10 protein-coding genes are annotated in these 11,417 nt (G+C 73.6%); 6 read left to right on the top strand and 4 right to left on the bottom strand.

Features of this window, described 5'->3' with window-relative positions; all coding sequences use genetic code 11:
• Positions 1–146: 146 nt before the first annotated feature.
• Positions 147–731: a biotin transporter BioY gene (locus tag ACGFYU_RS29885; RefSeq protein WP_393830419.1), complete on the top strand. Its 585-nt coding sequence runs from the start codon at positions 147–149 to the stop codon at positions 729–731.
• A gap of 89 nt (positions 732–820) precedes the next feature.
• On the opposite strand, the gene ACGFYU_RS29880 is transcribed toward ACGFYU_RS29885, so the two are convergent.
• Positions 821–2,257, bottom strand: a complete 1,437-nt coding sequence (locus ACGFYU_RS29880) for an amino acid permease (protein ID WP_393830418.1) — start codon at positions 2,255–2,257, stop codon at positions 821–823.
• A gap of 219 nt (positions 2,258–2,476) precedes the next feature.
• Between ACGFYU_RS29880 and ACGFYU_RS29875 the strand changes: the two genes are divergently transcribed.
• Positions 2,477–2,965 carry a ribose-5-phosphate isomerase gene (locus tag ACGFYU_RS29875; RefSeq protein ID WP_393830417.1) on the top strand — a complete coding sequence of 163 codons (489 nt, stop codon included), beginning with the start codon at positions 2,477–2,479 and terminating at the stop codon, positions 2,963–2,965.
• 82 nt (positions 2,966–3,047) lie between these two features.
• Positions 3,048–3,854 (top strand): Fpg/Nei family DNA glycosylase, encoded by an 807-nt coding sequence (locus ACGFYU_RS29870; protein WP_393830416.1) that lies wholly within the window; start codon positions 3,048–3,050, stop codon positions 3,852–3,854.
• A 129-nt stretch (positions 3,855–3,983) separates the two neighbouring features.
• Here the strand turns inward: ACGFYU_RS29870 and ACGFYU_RS29865 are convergent, their stop codons facing one another.
• Entirely contained in the window at positions 3,984–5,207 is a 1,224-nt protein-coding gene (locus ACGFYU_RS29865; RefSeq protein WP_393830415.1) for a GNAT family N-acetyltransferase, read from the bottom strand.
• A 129-nt stretch (positions 5,208–5,336) separates the two neighbouring features.
• Between ACGFYU_RS29865 and ACGFYU_RS29860 the strand changes: the two genes are divergently transcribed.
• The 3 genes from ACGFYU_RS29860 (at position 5,337) to ACGFYU_RS29850 (ending at position 9,826) form a co-directional block, all read left to right on the top strand.
• Positions 5,337–6,479 carry a PP2C family protein-serine/threonine phosphatase gene (locus ACGFYU_RS29860; RefSeq protein ID WP_393830414.1) on the top strand — a complete coding sequence of 381 codons (1,143 nt, stop codon included), beginning with the start codon at positions 5,337–5,339 and terminating at the stop codon, positions 6,477–6,479.
• Positions 6,480–6,605: 126 nt separating this feature from the next.
• Positions 6,606–7,445 (top strand): ABC transporter ATP-binding protein, encoded by an 840-nt coding sequence (locus tag ACGFYU_RS29855; protein ID WP_393830413.1) that lies wholly within the window; start codon positions 6,606–6,608, stop codon positions 7,443–7,445.
• Entirely contained in the window at positions 7,445–9,826 is a 2,382-nt protein-coding gene (locus ACGFYU_RS29850; RefSeq protein WP_393830412.1) for an FtsX-like permease family protein, read from the top strand. The genes ACGFYU_RS29855 and ACGFYU_RS29850 overlap by 1 nt, the downstream gene beginning before the upstream one ends.
• Here ACGFYU_RS29850 and ACGFYU_RS29845 read toward each other — a convergent pair.
• Together ACGFYU_RS29845 and ACGFYU_RS29840 are read right to left on the bottom strand one after the other, a co-directional pair.
• Positions 9,823–10,425 carry an AAA family ATPase gene (locus tag ACGFYU_RS29845; protein ID WP_393830517.1) on the bottom strand — a complete coding sequence of 201 codons (603 nt, stop codon included), beginning with the start codon at positions 10,423–10,425 and terminating at the stop codon, positions 9,823–9,825. The two genes, ACGFYU_RS29850 and ACGFYU_RS29845, sit on opposite strands and share 4 nt — an antisense overlap.
• On the bottom strand, positions 10,422–10,811 hold the full coding sequence (locus tag ACGFYU_RS29840; protein ID WP_393830411.1) for a DUF4232 domain-containing protein: 390 nt from the start codon (positions 10,809–10,811) through the stop codon (positions 10,422–10,424). Before ACGFYU_RS29840 ends, ACGFYU_RS29845 begins: the two co-directional genes overlap by 4 nt.
• Between the last annotated feature and the right edge of the window lie 606 nt (positions 10,812–11,417).

Genomic DNA, 11,417 nt, shown 5'->3' with positions numbered 1-11,417 from the left:
CACTCCAACCGGGGTGTAGCGCGGGCCCTTTGTCCAGTCCCCACCAAACCGGACAGTATGGCTTTGTTCCGGCCGGCGGTGGGTCGGCGGCATGCCGCGCACTAGCGTCACGGTGTCCTGTCGATCACCACCCGCGGAGCCCCCTCATGAGCACTGCTTCCGTCTCCTTCCGGCCCGGCGCCGTCCTCGCCGATCTGCTGCCCGCGAGCCGCGTCCGTGACCTCGCGCTCGTCGTCGGCGGAGCCGCGCTCACCGGCCTGGCCGCCCAGATCGCGGTGCCCGTCCCCGGCTCCCCGGTCCCGGTCACCGGCCAGACCTTCGCCGCGCTGCTGGTCGGCACCGCCTTCGGCGCCCGCCGCGGCTTCCTCGCGCTGACGCTGTACGCCCTCGCCGGCGCGGCCGGGGTGCCGTGGTTCGCGAACGGCACCTCCGGGGCGAGCGACGCCTCCTTCGGGTACGTGCTCGGCATGCTGCTCGCCGCCACCCTCGTCGGCGCCCTCGCGCGGCGCGGCGCCGACCGCTCGGTGCTGCGTACGGCGGGCACGATGGTGCTCGGCTCCGCGGTGATCTACGCGGTGGGCGTGCCGTACCTGATGGCCGCCACCGGGATGTCCCTGAGCGCCGCCGTCGCGGCGGGCCTGACCCCGTTCCTGATCGGCGACGCCCTCAAGGCGGCCCTGGCGATGGGCGCCCTGCCGGCCGCCTGGAAGCTGGCCGACCGCCGCGGCTGAGCCCGTACGCCCCCGGATCCGCCGGAGCCCGGCCCGCCTGAGGAGGCGGGCCGGGCTCCGGCGTACGTGCACCACGGGCGCGGGCGGGATCAGCCCTGCAGCGCGGCCCGCTTGCGGCGGAAGTCCAGGACCACGCCGACGGCCACGACGATGCCGGCGACCAGGGTGGACAGGGTGACCACCTCGCGGTTGGCGTCGTCCACGAACATGTAGCCGATCACGAACATGATCAGTGCGGCGGTGGCCCAGGTCAGCCACGGGAAGAGCCACATCTTGACGGTCAGCTTCTCCGGGGCCTCGCGGACCAGGATCCCGCGCATCTTCAGCTGGGTGAAGCAGATCACCAGCCACACGAAGAGGGCGATGGCGCCGGAGGAGTTCAGGAGGAAGTTGAAGACCGTGTCCTTGAAGGCGTAGTTGAAGTAGACGGCGATGAAGCCGAAGACCGTGGAGCCCAGGATCGCGGCCACGGGCACGCCCTTGGAGTTGACCTTGGCGAACGCCTTCGGCGCGTCGCCGCGCTCACCGAGCGAGAAGGCCATGCGGGAGGCGGTGTAGAGGCCCGAGTTCAGGCAGGACAGCACGGCGGTCAGGACGATGACCTCCATGATCGTGCCGGCGTGCGCGATGCCGATCGAGTCGAGGGCGGCGACGTACGAGCCCTTCTCGGTGATCGACTTGTCGTTCCAGGGGAGCAGCGTCAGCACGATGAAGATCGAGCCGAGGTAGAAGACGCCGATCCGCCAGATGACGGAGTTGGTGGCCTGGGTGACGGCCTTGCGCGGGTTCTCCGACTCGCCGGCCGCCAGGGTGACGATCTCGCTGCCCATGAAGGAGAAGACGACCATCAGCACACCGGTGAGGACGGCGCCGTACCCGTTGGGGAAGAAGCCGCCGGTGTCGGTCAGGTGGGCGAAGCCGGCGCCCGGGTTGTCCGAGCCCGGCAGGACGCCGAAGACGGCGAGCATGCCGATGATCACGAAGGCGCCGATGGCGACGACCTTGATGCCCGCGAACCAGAACTCGAACTCACCGTACGAGGCGACGGAACCGAGGTTGGTGGCGGTCAGCACCGCCATCACGATCAGGGCCCAGGCCCACTGCGGGACGGCCGGGATCCAGCCCTCCAGGATCGAGGCACCGGCGGTGGCCTCCACGGCCAGCACGACGACCCAGAAGAACCAGTACAGCCAGCCGATGGAGAAGCCGGCCCAGCGACCGAGGGCGCGGTCGGCGTAAGCGGAGAACGAGCCCGAGTTCGGGCTGGCGGCGGCCATCTCGCCGAGCATGCGCATCACGAAGACGACCATCGCGCCGACGAGGGCGTACGAGATCAGGATGGCGGGGCCGGCCTTGGCGATGCCGCCGCCGGAGCCGACGAAGAGACCGGCGCCGATGACGCCGCCAATGGCGATCATGGACAGGTGGCGGTTCTTGAGACCGGCCTTCAGACCGTCGGAGGACTGACCGGCACCGTTGTTCGCGGTGGGGTCGCCTTCCTTCTGAAGGGTCGTCGTGGAGCTCATGGACGGATCCTTAGGTTCTCGGGTTGCGAGCCCGGGCATTCAAACCTGAGATGAACGCAGGACGGAAGACCTCAATCCGGATCGTTGCTTTGGGACGAAAGTCCAGGACCTAGGTCCCGCCATGTCCCATCTGCGTTCTTTGGGTTTACTTGAGCTTTAGAAGTGACTTACGCGACACCCGCTGAGGGCCGCAGGGCCCGCTCGTGCCACACTCGTTCCATGCGCGTGTACCTCGGATCCGACCATGCAGGCTTTGAGCTCAAGAACCACCTGGTGGACTGGCTCAAGAACAACGGCCACGAGCCCGTCGACTGCGGGCCCCACATCTACGACGCGGTGGACGACTACCCGCCGTTCTGCCTCCGCGCCGCGGAGAAGACCGCCGCGGACCAGGGCAGCCTCGGCATCGTGATCGGCGGCTCCGGCAACGGCGAGCAGATCGCCGCGAACAAGGTCAAGGGCGTCCGCGCCATCCTGGCCTGGAGCGTCGAGACCGCGAAGCTCGGCCGTGAGCACAACAACGCCAACGTGATCTCCGTCGGCGGCCGCATGCACACGCAGGACGAGGCCGTCGGCTTCATCGAGGCCTTCCTGGCGACCCCGTACTCCGACGAGGAGCGCCACACGCGCCGCATCGACATGCTCTCCGCCTACGAGCAGACCGGCGAGCTCCCCCCGATCCCGGCCCACCACCCGCAGCAGGGCTGATCCCACCCGGCCGTGCCTCCGGTTCCCCGGGGGCGCGGCCTTCTCGTTTCCAGTGAGAGCAGCCGTTCCAAGGAGAGCAGCCGTGCCCGAGGGACACACGATCCACCGCCTCGCCCAGGACCACGCCGAGCGGTTCGCGGGCCGTACCGTCCGCGTCAGCAGCCCCCAGGGCCGCTTCGCGGAAAGCGCGGCCCTGCTCGACGGACGTGAACTGGAGAGCGCCGAGGCCCACGGCAAGCACCTCTTCCTGGAGCTCGGCGACGCCTGGATCCACATCCACCTCGGCCTCTTCGGCAAGCTCGGCTTCGGCCCCGCCCCGGCACCGCCGGCCACCGACACGGTCCGGCTGCGCCTGCTGAACGAGGACCACTACGCCGACCTGCGCGGGCCCACCGCCTGCGCGCTGATCGGCGAGGGCGAGAAGAAGGCGATACACGACCGGCTCGGCCCCGACCCGCTGCGCCCGGCCGACGACCCCGACCGCGCCTGGGCCCGCATCTCCCGTTCGCGCACCACCGTCGCCGCCCTGCTCATGGACCAGAAGATCGTCGCGGGCATCGGCAACGTCTACCGGGCCGAGGTCCTCTTCCGGCACGGCATCGACCCGTACCGGCTCGGCAAGGACCTCACCCGCGCCGAATGGGACGCCATGTGGGCCGACCTGGCCGCCCTGATGCGCGAGGGCGTCCGGAAGAACCGCATCGACACCGTCCGCGACGAGCACCTGCCCGAGGCGATGGGCCGCCCGCCGCGGGTGGACGACCACGGCGGCGAGGTGTACGTCTACCGGAGGGCGAACCTGCCCTGCCACATCTGCGGGGGCGAGATCCGCACCGCCGACCTCGCCGCCCGCAACCTCTTCTGGTGCCCTTGCTGCCAGACCCGCTAGCGCGGAGCCGGACGGACACGCGGGCCGAAGCCGGGCTCGCCGCCCCGCGCCCGCGGCCGCACCGCGGCCCGTGCACTGCCCGCGCGTCCCGGCCCTGTTCGACCTCGTGCCCCGCCGGGAGGCAGCCGCTCAGAACCCGTGCGGGAGCCACGGCGCCACGTCCCCCGCGAACGCGCGGGAGGCCTCCGCCACGGCGCCCGGGCGCAGCTCGCGTACGCGGCCGGCCGCCGCCAGCGAGGTGAGGGTGATCCCGCCCAGGTACGCCGACCCCAGCTCCCGGACCGAGAGTTCCAGGTCCGCCGGGTCCTCGGTCCGCGCGCAGCGCGCCCCGCCCTTGTCGTCGGCGACCAGCCGCCACCGCCCCTCGTTCCACGGGCAGAAGGCGTCCTCGACCTCCACGCCCACGTCCAGCGGGGCCCCGTACGTCCGCGCCTCCAGCGCGGCCGGCAGGTCGACCAGCCGTACGTACAGTGCGTCCCGCGTGTTCGGCTTCGACCTGCGGACATCGGTGACCAGGTGCAGCAGCGGGTCGTCCACCGGCCGGCGCTTCGCCGTCACCGTCCACGTCAGGTCGATCCCGAAGAGGTAGCGCCACAGCGCCGCGCCCGTCACCGGGTCCAGCGCGTCGAGGTCGACCACATCGACCTTTCCGTCCGAACCGCTGTGGTCCCAGTCGGGCCTGACCCGGTAGCGGGCGTACCCCACCACCTCGCCGTCCTCCCGCTCGGCGACCACGCACTTCAGCGGGGACCCGCCGCCGCGCATGGCGGGCGGATCCAGCAGCGCGAGGCGCTCCCAGCCCGGCTGCCGGCCCGGCATGCCGGGCCGCCGCGGGACCAGCGCCGCGTACACCCGCTCGCAGTCGGCCAGGGCCTGCTCCGGGTCGACCAGCCGCAGCCGCACCTCGTCCGTCCCCGGCGGCACGGAGAGCCGGACACGGGTGGTGTCGATGTCCACCGCGAGGACGTAGGTCGCCGTGCCGTAGCCGAAGCGCCCGTAGATCGCCGGATCCGAGGCCGTCAGCACGGCGAGCGGTTCGCCACCCGCCCGGATGTCGTCCAATTGCCGGCGCATCAGCGAGCTGAGCACGCCGCGCCGCCGGTGGGTGGGGGAGACGCCGACCATCGTGACCCCCGCCGCCGGGACGAGCGCCCCGCCCGGCACGGAGAGGCGGAAACTGAAGGCCCCCGCCGAGCCCACACAGGTCTCGCCGTCCCAGACGCCGAGCGAACGTTCCGTCTCCGTCAGCGCCTTGTAGAGCTTTCGCTCTTGCGGGCAATCGGCCACGCCACCGAACGCCAGTTCCAGCTGGGTGTACCAGACATCCCACTCATCAGCCTGCAATACGCGCATCTCAAGAGCCATATGGCCATGCCTATCAGGGCAATCCGTCCCAGTCGACGTGTTTTCGGATGCCGACGGGCCCCCGGTCCAGGGGTCCCCCTGCGCATCCACAGCGAGGATGGATAGGGTCCCGAAGCAATGGCCGGAGCCCGAGTGGAGACCCTCCTGGCCCGGACGCGCATGCTGTGGCACCGGGCCCGCACCGCCCTGCGCAAATCCGCCGTCGACTACTTCCGCGGCGACGCCTCCGACTGGCTCGCCTTCGCCGGCCTGCTGCTCAGCATCCCCGGCTTCGCCTTCGGCACGCTGATGCTGCCCGTCTGGTTCTCGCCCTCCGCGCTCGTCCTGCCGATCGTGGCCGGGGGCCTGCTGCTGCGCCCCGCGTCTCTGCTCGCGCTGTACGCCGGCTCCGCGACCGCGCTGATCGTCGAGGCCCTCGTCCTCGGCCCCTACACCCAGGGCCCGGCCCGGGTCACCCCCGGCACCGTGCTGGTCGTCGCGGCCTGCGGTTTCTTCGGGCTGGTCATCGCACAGTTCCGCAGCCGCGTCGGCGTGCCCTGGCGGCGCGGCGGCACCATGCTCTTCGACCTGCGCGAACGGATCCGGGTCCAGAGCAAACTGCCCGCCCTGCCGCGCGGCTGGCACCGCGAGATGGCCCTGCGCCCGGCCGGCGGCCAGTCCTTCTCCGGCGACTTCGTCGTCGCGGCCCGTACGAACGGCGGCCGGACCCTGGAGGTCGTCCTGACCGACGTCTCCGGCAAGGGCATGGAGGCGGGCTCCCGCGCACTCCTGCTCTCCGGGGCCTTCGGCGGACTGCTCGGCGCCCTGCCCCCGCACGGCTTCCTGCCCGCCGCCAACGGCTACCTGCTCCGCCAGGACTGGGACGAGGGCTTCGCCACCTCCATCCACCTCGTCCTGGACCTGGAGACCGGCGACTACGAACTCCTCTCCGCCGGCCACCTCCCCGCCCTCCAGCTCTCGGCGGGCTCCGGCCGCTGGCAGGAGAAGTCCGGCGAGGGCCCGCTCCTCGGCGTCTACGACGGCGCCGAATTCACCCCCGTCCGCGGGAACCTGCGCCGCGGGGACGTCCTCATGCTCTTCACGGACGGCCTCGTCGAGACCGCCGACCGCGACATCAGCGAGGGCATCGACCGCCTCACGGGCGAGGCCGACCGCTACGTCGCCGCCGGCTGGGAGGGCGCCGCCTGGCACCTGATCGAAAAGGTCGCCAAGGACGTCAACGACGACCGCGCACTGCTGCTCATCCGCCGTTCGGCCTGACCCCTTGGTGGGGTTTACCCCCCTGCCGGTCGACCGGCTTCCGCCATGGCCGCCGCCCCACCGTGATCCGTAGCGTCGAAGCCACGATCAGGCGATGCGATGCGATGTCACGAGAGGCGGCACACCATGGGGCTCCGGCGAGCGAAGCGGCAGCAGCGGTCCGAGGAGGCGGCGGGATACGGGATCCCGGCGGAACGGGACACCTCGGCGGCCGTCGAGCTGCGCGGCGTACGGCGCCAGTACGGGCGCGGGGCCACCGCCGTGCACGCGCTGCGCGGCATCGACCTCAGCCTGCCGCGCGGCAGCTTCACCGCCGTGATGGGACCCTCCGGCTCCGGCAAGTCCACCTTCCTCCAGTGCGCCGCCGGACTCGACCTGCCCACCGAGGGCTCCGTCCGCCTCGGCGGCACCGAGATCACCGGCATGAACGAGAACCAGCTCACCGAACTGCGCCGCAGCCGCCTCGGCTTCGTCTTCCAGGCCTTCAACCTGCTGCCCTCCCTCACCGTCGAGCAGAACGTGCTGCTGCCGATGCGGCTCGCCGGTGGCCGCCAGGACCGGGACCGCGCCGCCGAACTGCTCGCCCGCGTCGGCCTGGAGGGCAAGGGCCGGCGCCGCCCCGCCGAGCTCTCCGGCGGCCAGCAGCAGCGCGTCGCGATCGCCCGCGCGCTGGTCACCCGGCCCGACGTGGTCTTCGCCGACGAACCCACCGGCGCCCTCGACACCACCACCGCGGCCGAGGTCCTCGCCCTGCTGCGGACCGCCGTCGACTCCCTCCACGCGACCGTCGTCATGGTCACCCACGACCCAGCCGCCGCCGCCCACGCCGACCAGGTGCTCTTCCTCGCCGACGGGCTCATCGCCGACCGGCTCCCGCGCGGCTCCGCCCAGACCATCGCCGCCCGGATGACCGCGCTCACCACGCGCCCCGCCGCCGCCCCGGCGTTCGCGGGAGCGGCCGCCTGATGCTCGCCCGCCCCAACGGCCTGGCGCGCGCGGCGGTGCGCTTCCGCCCCGCCGCCTTCGCCGGCACCTTCCTCGCCCTGCTCATGACCGTCGCCATCGTCTCCGCCTGCGGCATCCTGCTGGAGAGCGGGGCACGGGCGAGCGTCCCGCCGACCCGGTACGCCGACGTCCCCGTCGTCGTCGCCGCCGACCAGCAGGTCCGCCTGCGGGTGGGCAGCGGCGAGGGCGCCTACGACGTCTCGGTGCCGGTCCCGGAACGCGCCCGGGTCGACGCCGCCCTGCTGGAACAGCTCGCCCCGCTGGGCCGGCCCGTGCCCGACGTGGTGTTCCCCGTACGGAACGAGGCGGGCGCCACCGTCGACGCGTCGGGCTGGGGCTCCACCGCCTTCACCGGCACCCGCCTCACCGCCGGCCGCGCCCCCGCCGCCGCGGACGAGGCGGTCCTGGGCGGTGCTCCAGGCCCCGCCCGGATCACCCTCGACACCCCGGTCGGCAAGCGGGAGTTCCGCGTCGTCGGCCATACGGACACCCCGGGCGCCTGGTTCACGGACCCCGTAGCCCGCACCCTCTCGGGCCACCCGAACACCCTGGACGCGATCGCCCTCCTCCCGGGCGCGACCCCCGGCAGCTCCGGCGAGGCCGCCGCCGCGGCCCGGGCGGCCGTCGGGGGCCGGGCCCAGGTGCTCACCGGGGCCGCCCGGACCGTGGATCCGCAGCTCGGCGCCGCCCAGGAGCTCCTGACCGGCATCGGCGGGTCCTTCGGCGGCATCGCCACCCTCGTCGCCGTCTTCACCGCCGCCGGCACCGTGGCGCTCTCCGTCGGGCAGCGCTCCCGCGAGTACGCCCTGCTGCGCGCGATCGGAGCCACCCCGCGCCAGATCCGCCGCACCGTCGCCACCGAAGCCCTCCTCGTCGCCCCCGCCGCCGGAGCCCTCGGGTGCCTCCCCGGCATCGCCCTCGCCTCCTGGTGGTTCGGCCAGCTCAAGACCAGGGGCGCCATCCCCGCCCCCGTCGAACTCACCGTCTCCTGGATCCCGCTCGTCTCCGCCATCGGCATCGGACTCGTCACCGCCCTGCTCGCCGGCTGGACCGCCGCCCGCAGGCCCGCCCGCATCCGCCCCGGCCAGGCCCTCGCCGCGGCCGCCGTGGAACGCCTCCGCCCGGGCTGGATCCGTACGCCCCTCGGCCTCGCGGCCCTCGCCGGCGGATCCGTCTGCGCGGGCCTCGCCGCCACCGGCACCGGCGAGGACGCCGCCAACGCCTCCCTCGGCGTCGTCATGCTGTTCATGCTGGCCGTGGCCCTGCTCGGCCCGCTGATCGCCCGCGCCTGCGCCGCCGTACTCGGCCTCCCGCTGCGCGCCGCCGGAGCCCCCGGCGAACTGGCCGCCGCCAACTCCCGCACCCACGCCCGCCGGCTCGCCTCCGCGATCACCCCGATCGTGCTCGCCATGGCCTTCTCCTCCACCCTGGTCTTCCTCCACACCAGCGAGGACCGGGCCGTCCGGCAGCAACAGCGGGCCGGGCTGCTGGCCGACCACGTGATCACCGACCCCGGCTCCGCGGCCCCGACCGGGACGGGAGTCCTGATCACCCGTACTTCCCTGCTGGCGGAGCTCGGCAAGGGCGGCGATCGCCGGCTCGAATCGGTCTCCGCCCAAGGGGTCTCCGGCGACCTGGCGAGCGTCCAGGACCTCGGCGTACGCGAGGGCGGCCTCGACCGCCTCGCCCCCGGCAAGGTCGCGGTGGACCGCAGCGTCGCCGACTCCGCCCAGGCCTCCCTCGGCGACCGCCTCGACCTGCGCCTCCCCGACGGAACCCGCGTCACCCCCGAGATCGCGGCGATCTACACCCGCGGCCTCGGCCTCGCCCGGATCACCCTCCCCGCCTCCGACCTCGCCGGCCACACCACCTCGGGCCGCGCCACCGAACTCCTGATCCGCGGCCCCGCCCCCGAGGGGCTCGGCCCCGTCACCGACCGCGAGGGCTGGACCACCGCGCAGAACCTGGACCGCAACCTCAACGCCTGGGCCAACACCACCATGGCGGCCGTCCTCGGCGGCTTCGCCGCCCTGGCCGCCGCCAACACCCTCGTGATGACCGTCCTCGACCGCCGCCGCGAACTGCGGATGCTGCGCCTGGTCGGCTCCACCCGCCGCCAGGTCCTGCGGATGCTCCGCTGGGAGGCCCTCCTGATCACCGGAGCCGGCATCACCCTCGGCACGGCGATCGCCCTGGCCACCCTCACCCCCCTGACCAGGGCAGTAACCGGCGAGCCCCCGCACATCCCGCCACTGCTCTACGGCTCCTTCGTTGCGGGCGCCCTGCTCCTGGGCCTGACCTCCACCCTCCTCCCGGCCCGCCGCGCCCTACGCCTGTCCTAGTCGAAGCGGATGTGCCGTACGCCGACGAGCGCGCGCCGGAGCCTGCCCCGGAGCGCGCCGTCGGTGTCCGGTGCCGGCCGGAGCCCCGCCGAGGCCGCGACCCGGTCGGCGACCTGGGACACCGTCAGCCGGTCGGTGGCCAGGTGCTCCGCGAACTCCGGTGCGCGCAGCGCCTCCAGACACCCGTCGAGCCGGGCCACGGCAGAGCTCTCCCGCTTCAGCCCGCGCCCCAGCCCCCGCTCGCGCAGCCGCCGCAGTACGGTCTCCCGCTCGGCCAGCAGCGCGAAGTGCCGTACGTCGTGGCCACGTTCGCGCAGCCCCCCGACGGTCTCGGCGAAGTAGGCGGGCTCCGTCACGGTCATCGGCACCAGAACGGGCCCCGGATGCCGCCGGGCCACGAGCTCCAGTACCTCGACCACCCCCTGCCGCCACGCCGGAAGGTCCTGGAAGTCCCCGCGCAGCTCCGCCGGCATCATCCGGTGCAGCCCGAAGCCGACGTGCTCCGGATCGCACACCACGCTCCCCGCCAGCCGCCTGTGCAACTCGTACGCGGTCTGCGTCTTCCCGCCCCCGAAGGGACCGTTGAGCCACACGATCACCGGGCCACCGCCGTCCACGGGCCGAGGCCCAGCTTCCCGGTGTTCCCGAGGTCGACCGGCCCGCTGAGCCGGAGCCACAGCTTCGGCGCTCCGGCCCGCGGCTCGACCTCCACGATCCGCGCCGTCACCGCGGGCGCCGTGAAGTCGGTGACGAGGTTGCGCCACACCATCGCCACCGAGGCGGACTGCCCCGGCGCGAGCGTCACCGACTCCGGCGCCGCGTCCACGTTCGGCGCCCCCGTGGTGATGCCGGCCGCCCCGTGCTGGACGGAAACCTCCACCGGGTCGTTCCGGTCATCCCGCAACACCACGCTCGGATAACCCTCCACCACGTACGACTCCGCACCACAGTTCACCAGCCGCAACTCCGCCACCCGCAGCCCCATCGCCGCATCCCCACCCCCCTCGACCAACCGCACCCCACCCTCGGGACAAGCCCCGTCCCCGGACGGCGTCACCTGCTCCGGCGTCACCACTGGCTCCGGCCGCACCGGCGGCGCTGCCGCAGGCCGACCGACCGGCATCCCCGTCGGCCCGGGCGCGGCCCGCGGCGCCGGCGGCGTGTCACACCCCACCAGCACCCCGGCCACGACCACGCCCCCGACCAACCCCCGCACCCACCGCTCACCGATCATCCCCCGACCCTACGACCCCCCCTTCCCGCCCCACCGAACCTCCGGCGAGCCCGGCCGCGACGCAAACCCGCGCCTCAAACGCCGGCGAGGCTGAAATGGCTCCGGCGGGGCGGGAAGGTGCCTGCCGGGGACGCTACGGCCGGGGTCGGGGCCGGGGTGGGGTGTCGGCCGGGACTAAAACGAGATGAATCCGGCGCACGCTCCCGCCCGGCAGAGCCGACCCGGAAAGGGCGCCGAACATCGAAGCCCGTCCCGAACGACACCCCCCCCCCCCCCCCCCCCCCCCCCCCCCCCCCCCCCCCCCCCCCCCCCCCCCCCCCCCCCCCCCCCCCCCCCCCCCCCCCCCCCCCCCCCCCC

The sequence above is a fragment of the Streptomyces sp. NPDC048337 genome, from assembly GCF_043201175.1.
Lineage (GTDB): Bacteria > Actinomycetota > Actinomycetes > Streptomycetales > Streptomycetaceae > Streptomyces.
Note: the sequence above shows the minus strand (reverse complement) of the source record. Positions and strands in the feature narration are given on the sequence as shown.

Coding starts and splice junctions, on each gene's coding strand:
- ACGFYU_RS29885 (WP_393830419.1), top strand. CDS start 147: ATGAGCACTGCTTCCGTCTCCTTCCGGCCCGGCGCCGTCCTCGCCGAT.
- ACGFYU_RS29880 (WP_393830418.1), bottom strand. CDS start 2,257: ATGAGCTCCACGACGACCCTTCAGAAGGAAGGCGACCCCACCGCGAAC.
- ACGFYU_RS29875 (WP_393830417.1), top strand. CDS start 2,477: ATGCGCGTGTACCTCGGATCCGACCATGCAGGCTTTGAGCTCAAGAAC.
- ACGFYU_RS29865 (WP_393830415.1), bottom strand. CDS start 5,207: ATGCGCGTATTGCAGGCTGATGAGTGGGATGTCTGGTACACCCAGCTG.
- ACGFYU_RS29860 (WP_393830414.1), top strand. CDS start 5,337: ATGGCCGGAGCCCGAGTGGAGACCCTCCTGGCCCGGACGCGCATGCTG.
- ACGFYU_RS29855 (WP_393830413.1), top strand. CDS start 6,606: ATGGGGCTCCGGCGAGCGAAGCGGCAGCAGCGGTCCGAGGAGGCGGCG.
- ACGFYU_RS29850 (WP_393830412.1), top strand. CDS start 7,445: ATGCTCGCCCGCCCCAACGGCCTGGCGCGCGCGGCGGTGCGCTTCCGC.
- ACGFYU_RS29840 (WP_393830411.1), bottom strand. CDS start 10,811: ATGGGGCTGCGGGTGGCGGAGTTGCGGCTGGTGAACTGTGGTGCGGAG.